Source organism: Pseudomonas anguilliseptica (assembly GCF_021375795.1).
GTDB classification, from domain to species: domain Bacteria; phylum Pseudomonadota; class Gammaproteobacteria; order Pseudomonadales; family Pseudomonadaceae; genus Aquipseudomonas; species Aquipseudomonas anguilliseptica_A.
On record NZ_JAEIOI010000002.1, the window covers coordinates 1 to 13,901 of the forward strand.

13 protein-coding genes and 1 tRNA gene are annotated in these 13,901 nt (G+C 59.8%); 6 read left to right on the forward strand and 8 right to left on the reverse strand.

All coding sequences use genetic code 11. The features are described from left to right. Positions 1-8: 8 nt before the first annotated feature. Positions 9-85 (reverse strand) — tRNA-Met (locus IOD17_RS07765). Between the two features lie 194 nt (positions 86-279). Between IOD17_RS07765 and IOD17_RS07770 the strand changes: the two genes are divergently transcribed. Then, positions 280-495 (forward strand): zinc-ribbon domain-containing protein, encoded by a 216-nt coding sequence (locus IOD17_RS07770; RefSeq protein ID WP_233684544.1) that lies wholly within the window; start codon positions 280-282, stop codon positions 493-495. Positions 496-521: 26 nt separating this feature from the next. Beyond that, positions 522-1,583 (forward strand): DNA polymerase IV, encoded by a 1,062-nt coding sequence (gene dinB, locus IOD17_RS07775; protein WP_233684545.1) that lies wholly within the window; start codon positions 522-524, stop codon positions 1,581-1,583. Positions 1,584-1,652: 69 nt separating this feature from the next. Here dinB and rhlB read toward each other — a convergent pair whose 3' ends face one another. The 5 genes from rhlB to IOD17_RS07800 all read right to left on the reverse strand — a co-directional run bounded on the left by rhlB (position 1,653) and on the right by IOD17_RS07800 (position 8,201). Next, positions 1,653-3,092, reverse strand: coding sequence for an ATP-dependent RNA helicase RhlB (gene rhlB / locus IOD17_RS07780; protein WP_233684546.1), 1,440 nt, complete (start codon positions 3,090-3,092; stop codon positions 1,653-1,655). Positions 3,093-3,196: 104 nt separating this feature from the next. Continuing rightward, positions 3,197-4,360, reverse strand: a complete 1,164-nt coding sequence (locus IOD17_RS07785) for a dipeptidase (protein WP_233684547.1) — start codon at positions 4,358-4,360, stop codon at positions 3,197-3,199. A gap of 124 nt (positions 4,361-4,484) precedes the next feature. Continuing rightward, complete coding sequence (locus IOD17_RS07790; RefSeq protein ID WP_233684548.1) at positions 4,485-5,423, reverse strand: GGDEF domain-containing protein; 939 nt, start codon at positions 5,421-5,423, stop codon at positions 4,485-4,487. 194 nt (positions 5,424-5,617) lie between these two features. Next, the gene (locus tag IOD17_RS07795) at positions 5,618-7,519 is read right to left on the reverse strand and encodes an acyl-CoA synthetase (protein ID WP_233684549.1); all 1,902 of its coding nucleotides are present in this window, start codon (positions 7,517-7,519) and stop codon (positions 5,618-5,620) included. Between the two features lie 22 nt (positions 7,520-7,541). After that, positions 7,542-8,201 (reverse strand): alpha/beta hydrolase, encoded by a 660-nt coding sequence (locus IOD17_RS07800; protein WP_233684550.1) that lies wholly within the window; start codon positions 8,199-8,201, stop codon positions 7,542-7,544. 481 nt (positions 8,202-8,682) lie between these two features. Between IOD17_RS07800 and IOD17_RS07805 the strand changes: the two genes are divergently transcribed. The 4 genes from IOD17_RS07805 to IOD17_RS07820 all read left to right on the forward strand — a co-directional run bounded on the left by IOD17_RS07805 (position 8,683) and on the right by IOD17_RS07820 (position 12,875). Beyond that, the gene (locus IOD17_RS07805; protein WP_233684551.1) at positions 8,683-9,711 is read left to right on the forward strand and encodes an amino acid ABC transporter substrate-binding protein; all 1,029 of its coding nucleotides are present in this window, start codon (positions 8,683-8,685) and stop codon (positions 9,709-9,711) included. Positions 9,712-9,812: 101 nt separating this feature from the next. Next, positions 9,813-10,997, forward strand: a complete 1,185-nt coding sequence (locus IOD17_RS07810; protein ID WP_233684552.1) for an amino acid ABC transporter permease — start codon at positions 9,813-9,815, stop codon at positions 10,995-10,997. Positions 10,998-11,006: 9 nt separating this feature from the next. Next, a complete protein-coding gene (locus IOD17_RS07815) occupies positions 11,007-12,104 on the forward strand; it encodes an amino acid ABC transporter permease (RefSeq protein ID WP_233684553.1) in 1,098 nt (365 codons plus the stop codon). Positions 12,105-12,113: 9 nt separating this feature from the next. Continuing rightward, a complete protein-coding gene (locus IOD17_RS07820) occupies positions 12,114-12,875 on the forward strand; it encodes an amino acid ABC transporter ATP-binding protein (protein ID WP_233684554.1) in 762 nt (253 codons plus the stop codon). A gap of 114 nt (positions 12,876-12,989) precedes the next feature. On the opposite strand, the gene IOD17_RS07825 is transcribed toward IOD17_RS07820, so the two are convergent. Together IOD17_RS07825 and IOD17_RS07830 are read right to left on the reverse strand one after the other, a co-directional pair. Next, a complete protein-coding gene (locus IOD17_RS07825) occupies positions 12,990-13,394 on the reverse strand; it encodes an META domain-containing protein (protein WP_233684555.1) in 405 nt (134 codons plus the stop codon). Positions 13,395-13,414: 20 nt separating this feature from the next. Continuing rightward, positions 13,415-13,843: a hypothetical protein gene (locus IOD17_RS07830; protein WP_233684556.1), complete on the reverse strand. Its 429-nt coding sequence runs from the start codon at positions 13,841-13,843 to the stop codon at positions 13,415-13,417. Between the last annotated feature and the right edge of the window lie 58 nt (positions 13,844-13,901).

The following is a 13,901-nucleotide window of genomic DNA, read 5'->3' on the forward strand; positions in this document are numbered from 1 at the left end:
TGAGTATCTGGTTGCGGGAGCTGGATTTGAACCAACGACCTTCGGGTTATGAGCCCGACGAGCTACCAGACTGCTCCATCCCGCGGCGGCAATTATAGCGGCAAAAACCTACGTGTCAACCTAAAGATCGGCGGAAGTTGTTTTTATTCAGTTGCTTAGCCGTTTGACCTCTTGCTAGACCCTGAGTTAGAGCTGGTCTGATAGTTCGTAAAATTTTCACCGTAGCCCGTGACCCGGCTGTTGGGCTAGAGTCCGTGGCCATTGAAGAGGAGCGACACCATGAGTACTGAATGTAAAGCCTGTGGTGCCCAGGTGCCTACCGATGCCAAGGCTTGCCCCAGTTGTGGCGCCGCGGTGGTGAGCAAGACCAAACTGTTGCCGCTGGCGGCTTTTATGTTGATCGTCATTCTGATCATCCAGTCCTATATCAGCAAATCTGACGAGAGCGAGACGCAGGCCCAACCCACGGCACCCGTCAGCGCGGCCGAGCAGTAGCGGTCAGCGGGTCTGCTGATTTGACGATGAACAACCGCAAAATCATCCATATCGATTGCGACTGCTTTTACGCGGCAATCGAGATGCGCGATGACCCGAGCCTGGCCAGCAAACCCTTGGCGGTAGGTGGTTCGGCGGATCGGCGCGGGGTGATCGCCACCTGTAACTATGAGGCGCGCAGTTATGGTGTACGCTCGGCGATGGCTTCGGGGCAGGCGCTGAAGCTGTGTCCGGAGCTGTTGATCGTCAAGCCGCGGATGGACGTCTACAAGGTGGTGTCGCGAGAGATTCAGGCGATCTTTCGCGATTACACCGAGCTGATCGAGCCGCTGTCGCTGGATGAGGCCTATCTGGACGTTACCGACAGCCCGCACTTTGCCGGCAGTGCCACCCGTATTGCTCAGGATATTCGCCGGCGGGTCTCGCAGGAGCTGCATATCACCGTTTCTGCGGGGGTGGCGCCGAACAAGTTCCTGGCCAAGATTGCCAGCGACTGGAAAAAACCTAACGGCCTGTTTGTCATCACTCCCGATCAGGTCGAGGATTTCGTCGCGGCCTTGTCGGTGAGCAAGCTGCATGGCGTGGGCAAGGTCACGGCCGACAAGCTCGGTCGTCTGGGGATTCGCACCTGTGGTGATCTGCGCAAGTGGAACAAGCTGGCGCTGGTCAAGGAGTTTGGCAGCTTCGGCGAACGTCTCTGGGGATTGGCACGTGGCATTGATGAGCGTGCGGTGCATAACGACAGTCGGCGGCAGTCCGTCAGCGTGGAAAATACCTTCGATAAGGATCTGCCTGACCTAGCCGCCTGCCTGGAGCAGTTACCTGCGCTGCTGGAACAACTGGCAACCCGTATGGCGCGGTTGGATGCGAGTTATCGGCCAGACAAACCCTTTGTCAAAATCAAGTTTCACGACTTCAGCCAGACCACCCTGGAACAGGCCGGAGCACGGCGTGATCTGGACAGTTACGCGCGGCTGCTGAGTGCCGCCTACGTCCGAGGCAACAAGGCGGTGCGTCTGCTGGGTGTTGGTGTGCGCTTGCATGATGTGCGTGGCCAGCACGAGCAGCTGGAGCTGTTTGCGCCCTGACAGGTTGTGGCCGGTAGCCTATAAAAAAGGCGAAGCTCTGGGGCTTCGCCTTTTTTAGTCGCGCCTAGATTAGTGCTTGCGCGGTACCGGTTTGAGCAGCTCGTCCGGTGGCATTTCACAGGCAATCTTGCGGCCCAGCAAGGCTTCGATGGCGGGCAGGGCGTAGGCATCGTCTTCGCCGGCAAAGCTGATCGAGGTGCCACTAGTGCCGGCGCGGCCGGTGCGCCCGATGCGGTGCACGTAGTCGTCCGGGGTTTCCGGCAGGGTGAAGTTGATTACGTGACTGATGCCATCGACATGAATCCCGCGGCCGGCCACGTCGGTGGCGACCATCACACGGATCTTGCCTTCGCGGAAGCCTTCCAGGGCGCGGATGCGTTTGTGCTGCGGGACATCGCCGGACATTTGCACGGCACTGATGCCGTCGCGGGTCAGGCGTTCCTCGATGCGGCGTACTTCATCCTTGCGGTTGGCGAAGACCATTACCCGACTCCAGTCGTTCTGGCTGATCAGGTTGTACAGCAGCTTGTATTTGTCGCTGCCGGCAACCGCATAAACGTGCTGCTCGACGGTGTCGCTGGCGACGTTTTCCGGTTCGATCTCGACGATGGCCGGGTCGGTGGTCCACTGCTTGGCCAGATTCATCACATCGTCGGTGAAGGTGGCGGAGAACAGCAGGGTCTGGCGTTCGCCCTTCATTGGGGTCTGGCGAATGATCTGCCGCACCTGCGGGATAAAGCCCATGTCGAGCATGCGGTCGGCTTCGTCGAGCACCATCACCTCGACCATATCCAGGTGCACTTCGCCGCGCTGATTGAAATCGAGTAAGCGCCCCGGGGTTGCCACCAGAATGTCGCAGAAGCGTGATTCGAGCTGCTTGAGCTGTTTGTCGAAATCCATACCGCCAACAAACTGCATGACGTTGAGGCCGGTGTACTTGGTCAGTTCGGCGGCATCCTTGGCGATCTGCACCACCAGTTCGCGGGTTGGCGCAATGATCAGCGCGCGCGGCTCGCCCATGTAGCGCTCTTTCGGTGCCGGGGTCTGTTGCAGCTGGGTGATGATCGAGATCAGGAAGGCTGCGGTTTTGCCGGTGCCGGTCTGGGCACGGCCAATCGCATCGCGGCCACTGAGGGTGAAGCCCAGCACCTGCGCCTGAATCGGCGTGCAGTAGGGGAAACCGAGGTCATGGATGGCGTGCATCAACTCGGAAGAGAGCTTGAAGTCGTGGAAACGGGTCTTGCCTTCGGCCGGTTCGACGGCGAAGTCTTCCAGTTTCCAGGTATCGACAGGCTTGGCCGGACGTTCGCGACGCGGCTTTGCCGGCTTTTCCTGGCGCTGTGACGGTTTTTCAGCGGTTTCTGCGGCGCGCGGTTTGCTGTTGCGGCTGTCATTATCCGCGTGGGCATTCTGCTTGGCGCGCGGTGCGCTGGGCGTTACGGGCGGGCTTGATGGGCTGGGCTGCTCGCCCTCGGCTTTGCCGAATATTTTCTTGAGTGCTTTGAGCACGGTCATCTCATCAATTGGTTAAGGAGTGAACGGCCGCCAGTGTAAAGCAAGAAGCCGGCGCGGCGAAGTGCCACGCCGGATGGCAGCGTTTGACTGGTTTTTACTCAATCTACAGGGAGGCTGGCAAGCAGCAGGCGCTGTACGTTGCCGCCCATGATGGCGGCGATTTCATCACGGTTGAAGCCAGCCTTGAGCAGGCCTTCGGTGAGCTGTGGCAAGCCGGTTACATCAAACGGGGCGTGGATGGTGCCGTTGAAATCCGAGCCCAGGGCCACATGCTGTACGCCGATCAAGTCAGCGGTATAGCGGATGGCCTTGATGATTGCGTCTACTGAGGTGGCGCAAACGGCGGCATCCCAGTAACCGATACCGATCACTCCGCCAGTAGCGGCAATGGCTTTCAGGTGTTTGTCGCTCAGATTACGCGGGCCTTTGCAGGTGCCTTCGACCCCCGTATGGGAAACCAGAACCGGGCGGGTAGTGATGGCCAGTACATCGTCAATCAGCGGGCGGGAGGCGTGGGCCAGGTCAATCAGCATGGCTTTTTCTTCCAGGCGCTTGATCACTTGCTTACCCAGCGGGGTCAGGCCACCTTTTTCCAGGCCGTGGGCCGAGCCGCCGATTTCGTTATCGAAGAAGTGGGTCAGGCCGGTGATGCGAAAGCCGGCGTCATACAGTGTATCGACGTTTTCCAGTTTGCCCTCGATTGGTTGCAGGCCTTCGGTGGCGAGGATCGCCGCGACGCGTTGCGGGTCTTTTTGCCAGGCACTGATAAAGCGCCCGAGGTCGTCACGGGTTTTGATCAGTACCAGGCGACCGTCGCTGTTGGCACTGGCTGTATTGAGCTTGTGTGCCTGGTAGAGCGCGCGTTGCAGCAGGCTGGTCCAGGTTTCTTTGGGCCAGCGTTGGGCCATGGCCAGCAGGGTGATGTTGTCGCTGTCACCGCTGTTGCGTTCGTAGTTGAGGCCGCGCGGGGTTTTGGTCACGGTGGAGAACACTTGCAGGCCGACGTGGCCTTCGAGCATGCGCGGCAGGTCGGAGTGGCCGAAGTCGTAGCGCTTGAGCAGGTCGCGCTCCCACAGCAGCACGTCATCGTGTAGATCGGCGATAAACAGCTGTTGATGCAGCTGTTTGGCCGGCTCGCTGGCAGGGTAGGGTGCAGGGGATTCAACACTGTTCATCTTGCGGTCAAGCAGGGCGGGCAGGGCGAACACGCTGCCAGCAGCAATCAGCAGCACAATCAGGAGGGTCAGCAGAACTTTGCGCATAGTGGGTGCCATCCGGGCGTTGTTGTTATGCGCAGCACTCTAACAAGAGTGGGTAAAAAAGTGATTGCTAGCGAGTGAGCGTGTTTGTAACGCAGCAGGGCCGGCGCGCAGCAGATCGTAGAGGTCAGCCGCAGAGGCAGTCGCGGCCTTTCTGCTTGGCCCGATACAGCGCGCTATCGGCGCGGGCGATCAGGCCCTGCAGGCTGTCTTTGGGCTGCATCTGCGCCAGGCCGATGGAAACGGTCACACCCGGCAGGACGCCAATCGGTGAATGGAACGAGCTGACGTGATGCAGTGCCTGGCGCAGGCGCTCGCCGATATTGCGCGCTTCATCGAGGCTGATTTCCGGCAGCAGGATGACGAACTCTTCGCCGCCGTAGCGGGTCAGGCTGTCCTTGGGGCGCAGCTGATTGCGCAGGGTGTGGGCGACCAGGCACAGCGCATAGTCGCCGGCGAGATGGCCGTGCTGATCGTTGTAGGCTTTGAAGTGATCGACGTCGAGCATCAGCATGCACAGCGGTTTTTCGTTGAAGGCGCTGCGGGTGCTTTCACGCTCGAAGATATGCTCCAGCCAGCGACGGTTATAGGCGCCGGTCAGGGCGTCGATGTTGGCGGTCTGTTCGCTGTCGAGAATGATCCGATTGCCTTTGCGTACTCGATCGCACAGCAGCTCGAGCAGGTTTTGCATCAGTTCGGGTGATTGCCGGAATAGGTTGAATAGCGACTCACGGTGTAGCCGCAGCACACAGCAGGGCTCGGTGGCCACCACGTAGGCTGATGGGTGTTCATTGTCGATAAAGCTGATTTCGCCGGCGCAGTCGCCGACTTTCAGGGTGCTCACTGGCTGGCTGTCGAGCGAGCCAAGGTAGACCTTGAGTTGGCCTTTGAGCAGCAGGTAGAGGTACTGATTGCGGTTGAAGGGCGAGAGTAGCACTTCGCCAGCTTCCAGATCGCAGGCGCGAAATTCCTTGAGCAACTGGCTGATGCTGCTGGCGGCGACATTATTGAACAGTCGCAGGTGGCGGATTTGGTGCAGGTCAGCCTGCCACTTGGCGTTTTTCATCGCAGTGGCAGGTAGGGTCTGGTCTTGTGCCGAGTGTGCATCGCTAACGCTCCCTGCATTAAGGGCGAACACCATGGCTGAACATATTCCGCTGCCTGTGGGCTGACAATCCTTGTGTGGGTCTTGGGCGACCAGTGGTCTTAAAGTTGAATGGTTGGTCACAAATCTGGCGCGATCCTTGCGCCGGGTAGTTGTTATTGATCGTGGTGCAGTTGTATGCCAACGGCAAAACCACTCAGGCGCTTGGCCACGGCATCGGCCAGTGCGGCTTGTCCGGCGGGCAGGTGAATGTGCGCCACCTGACCGCGCTGGTCATCGCTGAGCACTTCCACGCGCAACTGCTCGTCCAGTTCTGTCAGCGCGGCCTGGTAGACCCGGGCGATGGCATCGAAACGCAGGGCAGGCTTGAAGGTCTTGCCCACGGCGGTCAGCGGAATGGCGTCGATGATCCAGGCGTCCTTGGGGATCGCCGCACGTTCGGGGATATGCTCGGCAGCATGGGCCAACAGCTCGGCTTCACTGACCTGTGCGCCGGGTTTGAGCTGCACGTAGACCACCGGCAGTTCACCGGCTTTTTCGTCTGGCTTGCCGACTGCGGCGGCCATGGCCACTGCGGGGTGTTTGTGCAGGGCTTCTTCGATCATTTGCGGGTCGATGTTGTGGCCGCCACGGATGATCAGGTCCTTGCTGCGGCCAGTCAGCCAGATATAGCCGTCTGCATCCACACGACCCAGGTCACCGGTGTTGAACCAGTCGCCATCGACCCAGATGCCGGCATTCTTGCTGCTCTGCAGGTAGCCCTTGAATACCGTGGCACCGCGGATGCACAGGTTGCCGATTTCATTGTTGGCCGCATTCCTTAAATAGTTGCCCTGTTCATCGAGCACCTTGATCGCCACCTCGCAGTAGGGCATCGGCAGGCCAATGGAGCCCGGGCGACGTTCGCCGGCTGGCGGGTTGGCGCAGCTGCCGCAGGTGCCTTCGGTGAGGCCGTAGCCTTCGATCAGGGTCAGCCCGGTTTTGCTTTCGAACTGGCGGATCAGTTCCACCGGCATCGGCGCCGCGCCGCACAGGGCGTACTTCAACGAGCTGAGGTCATGGCACTCGCTGGGAACTTGCAGCAGGCCGGCGTAGATGGTCGGTACGCCGCTGAAGAAGCTGACCTTGTAGCGCTCAATAATCTTCCAGAAATTACCGATCAACGCAATGTTGCGATAACCCTGCGGGGTAGCCAGCAGCACTTCGGCACCGCCGATAAAGGCGGTCAGGCCGGTGACGATCACACCGTTGACGTGGAACAGCGGCAGGCCGCAGAGGGTGACATCGCCCGGCTCGAAGCCGGTAACCAGATTCATGCTGTAGGCCATCGCCACTTCATTACCGTGGCTGTGCGGCGCCAGTTTCGGCGTGCCAGTGGTACCGCCGGTGTGGAAGTAGCTGGCAACTTCGTCGGCCGCGATCACTCGGCCGCTTTCCAGGTGATCGTCCGGGCAGCCTGCGATCAGCTCGTCAAAGTCCAGCACGCCCTCCGGCAATGCCCCGCGCTGGGCTTTGAGGCCACTGCGCTGCGGCTCTGGCAGCAGATTGGCCATGTCAACGCAGATAATCGCCTTGAGGTTCGGCAACTGATCGCGCAGGCCTTCGACCTTGGCCCACAAGTCAGTGCCGGGGAAGGGGGCGAGGGTGACCAGCAGCTCCGAGTCCGAAGCCTGGATCAGCTCGGCGATATGTTCCGGGTCGAGCAGCGGGTTGATTGCGTTGACGATCCCGGCGGCTTCGCCACCCCAGATGGTGAAGTGGGTGTGCGGCAGGTTGGGCAGCAGAAACGACACCGCCTTGCCTGGGCGCAGGCCCAGGCGGTGGAAGGCATTGGCGGTCTGGGTGATCTTGCCCAGCAGTTGCCGGTAGCTCAGGCGGTAGGCCGGCTCGTCGACATTGCCCTGCAGGATGAAGGACAGCGCTGGCGCGTCACCCTGCAACGCGGCACTGCGGCGGATCAGCTCATAGGTGCTGGTAGGCAGGTCGCGCTCGGTGAGCGGGGTTTGCTCGATCTGCTGAATGTCGCGCAGGGTCTTGATCGCAGGAATAGCAGGCATAAGTGGTTTCACTCGCAAACAGTCAACTGTTGAACCGTAGCTCCAGCCAGTCGGCGATGTCGCGGATTTCCTCGTTTACCACTTCGTGGCCCATCGGGTAATCACGCCATTGCACGCTGACGCCAGAGGCCTCCAGGTAGTCATGGGCTGCACGACCCATGGCCGGCAGAACGATGTCGTCGAATGTGCCATGCAAACACAGCACCGGCAGTTGTTTTTTTGTATCTACCAGGGTGATTTCGTCACTGAAGGTCGGTGCATAGGTTGACAGCGCCATGACCCCGCCCAGGGCAAACTGCCAGCGCAGGAACGCCGTATGCAGCACCACCGCACCGCCTTGGGAGAAACCGGCCAGAACGATACGGGCTGGATCAATGCCGCTGTCACGCTGCGCTTCGATCAGGGCGATCACCTGTTGCGCCGAGGCTTCCAGCTGCTCGCGGTTGATCGCGCGAGCCGGACTCATGGCCAGGATGTCGTACCAACTGGGCATGGCGTAGCCGCCGTTGATGGTCACTGCCTGGGTCGGCGCTTGTGGCAGGACGAAGCGGGTGCTGGTCAGGCGTTTCTGCAGCATTTCGGCTACCGGCATAAAGTCGTAACGGTCGGCCCCCAGGCCGTGCAACCAAATGACGCACGAATCGGCGGCAAGTGTGGGCTGAAGAATCAAGGGTTCGCTCATCTGAGGCTCCGCTGTGGTGCGCGCGCGCTGATTTAGTGCGCAGGGAAATTTTCAGGGTGGCGATTCTAGAAAGAAGTTGTCGCCAGGGTGCAAGTTTTGCTCTTGACCTCTCCGTATGGTGCTCAAAGCGCGGTGCTGGTACGGGCCTTGCTATACACCCTAGGGACTGATGACGTTGTTCGCCGGTGGTAACACTGCCACCCAAGCGGGCACGGAGCAGACTGAAATGCCTTGTAACAGGCTTTTCAACCAGTTCGCCAGGCGCTGCATGCTGTGCGACAAGTCACTTGCTATCTGTCTCTAGCCCATTCAAATAATGGGCGGGTGAGAGTCTATGGCCGCTGGAGCAATCGGCAACTAGACTCGAACTAAGGTCTGATCCCCGGCTGAGTGTGTTGCTGCCGACACAGTCAACGAGCCCCATAAGGGTACGGTGGTAGGGCCGAGACTCCAAACACAACAAAAGCAACTGGAGGTTTTAATGAAGATGGTGAAATCCACATTGGCAGTACTGACCACCGCCGCTGTTCTCGGTGTCAGCAGTTTCGCTCACGCAGGCGCTACGCTGGACGCGATCCAGAAGAAAGGTTTTGTACAGTGCGGTATCAGCGATGGTCTGCCTGGCTTCTCCTACGCCGATGAGAAGGGTAACTACCTGGGTCTCGACGTTGACGTATGCCGCGCAGTGGCTGCTGCCGTATTCGGTGACGCGACCAAGGTCAAGTACAGCCCGCTGACCGCTAAGGAGCGCTTCACTGCGTTGCAATCTGGCGAAGTCGACATTCTCTCGCGTAACACCACCTGGACCAGCTCCCGTGATTCCGGCCTGGGTCTGAACTTTGCCGGCGTCAACTATTACGACGGTCAAGGCTTTCTGGTGAACAAGAAGCTCGGCGTTTCCAGCGCCAAGGAACTCGATGGCGCCACCGTGTGCATCCAGGCGGGTACCACCACTGAGCTGAACCTCTCCGACTACTTCCGCGCCAATGGCCTGAAGTACACCCCGATCACCTACGATACCTCCGACGAGAGCGCCAAATCGGTTGAAGCTGGCCGTTGTGACGTGCTGACTTCCGACCAGTCGCAGCTGTACGCACAGCGCATCAAACTGGCCGACCCGGACTCCTACGTGGTACTGCCGGAAGTGATCTCGAAAGAGCCACTGGGCCCGGTTGTACGCCAGGGTGACGAGGAGTGGTTCGACATCGTGCGCTGGTCGCTCTACGCGATGGTCAATGCTGAAGAGCTGGGCGTGACTTCGGCTAACGTTGAAGAACAGGCCAAATCCACCAAGAACCCCGACGTGGCTCGTCTGCTCGGCGCTGAAGGTGAGTTCGGCAAAGATCTGAAGCTGCCGAAAGACTGGGCGGTACAGATCGTCAAGCAAGTGGGCAACTACGGTGAGAGCTTCGAGCGCAACGTCGGTACCGGCAGCGAGCTGAAGATCGAGCGTGGCCTCAACGCCCTGTGGAACAAAGGTGGTCTGCAGTACGCACCGCCGGTGCGCTGACCGTCCGCTGCCAGCCGCTCGTCCTGAGTGGCTGGCATTGTTCTGACTGATGTGAACCTCATGCCCGCTGTTGCGGGCATGAGGGTTCCAAGAGGGCTCTTATGCAAACCACTGCAAATGTCCCGCGCCCGGGTGGATCGGTTTGGACCGACCCCAAGGTGCGTGCCTGGCTATTTCAAATTCTTGCCGTTATCGCCGTTGTGGCGCTCGGCTGGTTTCTGTTTGACAACACCCAGACCAACCTGGAAAAACGCGGGATTACCTCCGGCTTTTCCTTCCTTAATAACAGCGCCGGTTTCGGCATTGCCCAGCACTTGATCGACTACAACGAAAGCAACTCCTATGGGCGTGTTTTCGTGGTGGGTTTGCTCAATACCCTGTTGGTGTCGGTGATCGGTATCGTCTTTGCGACCCTGTTGGGGTTCTTGCTGGGTGTGGCGCGCTTGTCGCCCAACTGGCTGGTCAGCAAGCTGGCCGCCGTGTACATCGAAACCTTCCGTAATATCCCACCGCTGCTGCAGATATTCTTCTGGTACTTCGCTGTCATGCTCTCGCTGCCGGGACCGCGGCAGAGCCTGGGCGTTGGCGACACTTTCTTCCTCAACAGCCGTGGCCTGTATATGCCGGCCCCCAGTCCGACCGACAGCTTTGCGCTGTTTTCCGGTGCGCTGATTGTGGCAATTATCGGGGTGGTGCTGTTTTCGCGCTGGTCGAAGGCGCGTTTCGAGGCGACCGGCCAGCTGTTTCCGGTTTCCCTGGGCGCTATTCCGCTGCTGATCGGCCTGCCAGGGCTGGCGATTCTGCTGGGCGGCAATCCGTTGCAGTGGAGCGTGCCAGAGCTGACCGGCTTCAACTTCCGTGGCGGCTGGGTGCTGATTCCCGAGCTGATGGCGCTGACCCTGGCGCTGACCATCTACACCGCGGCCTTTATTGCCGAGAACGTGCGCTCCGGGATCATGGCCGTCAGTCACGGGCAGACCGAGGCGGCGCGCTCGTTGGGCCTGCCTGCTGGTAAGACCCTGCGTCTGGTGATCATTCCGCAGGCGCTGCGGGTGATCATTCCGCCGTTGACCAGCCAATACCTGAACCTGGCGAAAAACTCCTCGCTGGCCGCCGGTATCGGCTATCCGGACATGGTCTCGCTGTTCGCTGGCACGGTGCTCAATCAGACCGGTCAGGCCATCGAGGTGATTGCCATCACGATGAGCGTGTACCTGGCGATCAGCATCAGCATTTCCATGCTGATGAACTGGTACAACAAGCGCATTGCGCTGATCGAGCGGTAAGGAGCAGCCATGCAAACTCATACATTCAAACCTGATCTACCACCACCGGCGATGAGCGTCGGCGTGGTCGGCTGGCTGCGCAGTAATCTGTTCTCCAGCTGGTTCAACACACTGCTGACACTGTTCGCCGTCTACCTGGTTTGGCTGATGCTGCCACCGCTGATTCAGTGGGCTTTCATCAATGCCGACTGGACCGGCACCACCCGTGCTGACTGCACCAGCGGCGGAGCCTGCTGGGTGTTTGTGCAGCAACGTTTTGGCCAGTTCATGTACGGCTTCTACCCAACTGAGCTGCGCTGGCGGGTGGATACCACGCTGTGGTTGGCGATCATCGGTGCTGCACCGCTGTTCGTCTCGCTGATGCCGCGCAAGGCGCTGTATGGCCTCTGCTTCCTGGTGGTGTACCCGGTGCTGGCCTTCTGGCTGCTGCACGGCGGCTTCTTCGGCATGTCGACTGTGCCGACCAGCCAGTGGGGCGGCCTGATGTTGACTCTGGTGATCGCTGCTGTCGGCATCGCCGGTGCCTTGCCGCTGGGCATTCTGCTGGCGCTGGGACGGCGCTCGGACATGCCGGCGATCCGTGTGATCTGCGTGACCTTCATCGAGTTCTGGCGCGGCGTGCCGTTGATTACCGTGCTGTTCATGTCCTCGGTGATGCTGCCGCTGTTCCTGCCGGAAGGCCTGTCCTTCGACAAACTGATGCGTGCACTGATCGGGGTGATCCTGTTCCAGTCGGCCTATATCGCTGAAGTGGTGCGCGGTGGTCTGCAAGCCATTCCCAAAGGCCAGTACGAAGCCGCAGCGGCCATGGGCCTGGGTTACTGGCGGATGATGGGCCTGGTGATCCTGCCGCAAGCCCTGAAGCTGGTGATCCCCGGCATCGTCAACACCTTTATTGCGCTGTTCAAGGACACCAGCCTAGTGATCATCATCGGCCTGTTCGACCTGCTCAACAGCATCAAGCAAGCCACCACCGATCCAGCCTGGCTGGGCATGGCCACTGAAGGCTATGTGTTCGCCGCGCTGATTTTCTGGATTTTCTGTTTTGGTATGTCCCGCTATTCCCAGAGTCTGGAGAGAAAGCTGGACACCGGCCACAAGCGTTAGGAGTGAATCATGAGTGAAGCAATCAAGCAGCCCAGCGCCGAGCCGATGATCCTGCTGCAAGGCGTGAACAAGTGGTACGGCCAGTTCCATGTGCTCAAGGACATCAACCTGAGCGTGCAGCAAGGTGAGCGTATCGTGCTGTGCGGGCCATCTGGCTCGGGCAAATCGACCACCATTCGCTGCATCAACCGTCTGGAAGAGCATCAGCAGGGGCGCATCATCGTTGATGGCACCGAGCTGACCCACGACCTCAAGCACATCGAAGCGGTACGTCGCGAAGTCGGCATGGTGTTCCAGCACTTCAACCTGTTCCCGCACCTGACCGTGCTGCAGAACTGCACGCTGGCGCCGATGTGGGTGCGCAAGATGCCCAAGCGCCAAGCCGAGGAAATTGCCATGCACTTCCTTGAGCGTGTGCGTATTCCGGAGCAGGCGAACAAATACCCAGGCCAGCTTTCTGGTGGTCAGCAACAGCGTGTGGCGATTGCCCGTGCGCTGTGCATGAAACCAAAGATCATGCTGTTCGACGAGCCGACCTCGGCACTCGATCCGGAAATGGTCAAGGAAGTGCTGGATACCATGATCGGCCTGGCCGAAGACGGCATGACCATGCTCTGCGTAACCCACGAAATGGGCTTTGCCCGCACCGTGGCGAACCGGGTGATCTTTATGGACAAGGGCGAGATCGTTGAGCAGAACGATCCGGATACCTTCTTTACCAACCCACAGAACGAACGCACCAAGCTGTTCCTCAGCCAGATCATTCACTGAGTTTCAGCGGTAAAAAAATGGCCGGGAGCCATTTTCAACGTCGCGTAGCCGCCAGGGATGGCAGGCATAAAAAAGGGAGCCCTCGGGCTCCCTTTTTTATCTGACGCAAAATGCTTACTTGTCTTCTGACCACAGGCGCAGCGGCTTGCCTTCGGTGGGCCACAGGCGCAGTTGCCCTGTGGGCGAAAAGTCCCAGCGCTGTACCTGACTCAGGCTTTCGAGAAAGCGGGTTTCCTGTTCCATCAGCGCCGGTGCACACATCTTGCGAGTGCTGCCTGGCGTGCTGATGCTGAGTTTTTTGCCGTCCAGGCGGTAGTTGGCGAACCAGTGGTTGCAGCCGGCATTGCCATAGGCCCGACCATCGTCAGCCAGGGTAATGCTCAGGTAGCTACGGTCGATCAACGGACGCTCACCAATCCACTCCACCCGGTAGCTGTGCTCGGTTTCCAGTTGTGGGCCGGGTGCGGCGCAGCCGGTGAGGCCGAGGGCCAGCAGGCTGATGGTCAGAAGTCGGTTCATATAGCCTCCTGGGGTGCGGCTTATTTTTGGCATTTAGGGCATAGGTGCTTGGCGTTATGCGACTGCCAGCCCAGCTCTTTGATGCGCGCTTCGGCCGCTGGGGCCTGGGCCTTCTTGCCGAGGGCGGCATCGACGGCAAACTCGAAATCGAGCTGGGCATTGCAGCTGTCGCAGTTGACCTGCCAATTGAAGATCGCCAGCTCCTTGAATGCCGGGCCGGTGGCCACAGCGACCCATTGGCCGCGCGGGTTGATCAGGTGGCGCACATTGTCGGCCTGCAAGCGCATGGACAGCTCGCGGCTGCCCTTGAGGGTGACCAGCAGGGTGTCGCCGCTCTTGATCGAGCCACCATTGCCGGTGACCTGATAACGGCCAGGGGCCAGTGCGCGGCATTCGATCAGCGTGTGTTCAGGGTTGAGCAGGTTGTAGCGAAAGTCGTGTTCAGCCATGGAGCCTCCAAGTAGGCGCAAATGCTAACACGCAGCCGTCATGTGCTGCGTTGGCCGA

Bases quoted from the DNA above. Each gene is read 5' to 3' on its own strand.
- IOD17_RS07770 (WP_233684544.1), top strand. From the start codon at position 280: ATGAGTACTGAATGTAAAGCCTGTGGTGCCCAGGTGCCTACCGATGCC.
- dinB (WP_233684545.1), top strand. From the start codon at position 522: ATGAACAACCGCAAAATCATCCATATCGATTGCGACTGCTTTTACGCG.
- IOD17_RS07785 (WP_233684547.1), bottom strand. From the start codon at position 4,360: ATGCGCAAAGTTCTGCTGACCCTCCTGATTGTGCTGCTGATTGCTGCT.
- IOD17_RS07790 (WP_233684548.1), bottom strand. From the start codon at position 5,423: ATGAAAAACGCCAAGTGGCAGGCTGACCTGCACCAAATCCGCCACCTG.
- IOD17_RS07795 (WP_233684549.1), bottom strand. From the start codon at position 7,519: ATGCCTGCTATTCCTGCGATCAAGACCCTGCGCGACATTCAGCAGATC.
- IOD17_RS07800 (WP_233684550.1), bottom strand. From the start codon at position 8,201: ATGAGCGAACCCTTGATTCTTCAGCCCACACTTGCCGCCGATTCGTGC.
- IOD17_RS07805 (WP_233684551.1), top strand. From the start codon at position 8,683: ATGAAGATGGTGAAATCCACATTGGCAGTACTGACCACCGCCGCTGTT.
- IOD17_RS07810 (WP_233684552.1), top strand. From the start codon at position 9,813: ATGCAAACCACTGCAAATGTCCCGCGCCCGGGTGGATCGGTTTGGACC.
- IOD17_RS07815 (WP_233684553.1), top strand. From the start codon at position 11,007: ATGCAAACTCATACATTCAAACCTGATCTACCACCACCGGCGATGAGC.
- IOD17_RS07820 (WP_233684554.1), top strand. From the start codon at position 12,114: ATGAGTGAAGCAATCAAGCAGCCCAGCGCCGAGCCGATGATCCTGCTG.
- IOD17_RS07825 (WP_233684555.1), bottom strand. From the start codon at position 13,394: ATGAACCGACTTCTGACCATCAGCCTGCTGGCCCTCGGCCTCACCGGC.
- IOD17_RS07830 (WP_233684556.1), bottom strand. From the start codon at position 13,843: ATGGCTGAACACGACTTTCGCTACAACCTGCTCAACCCTGAACACACG.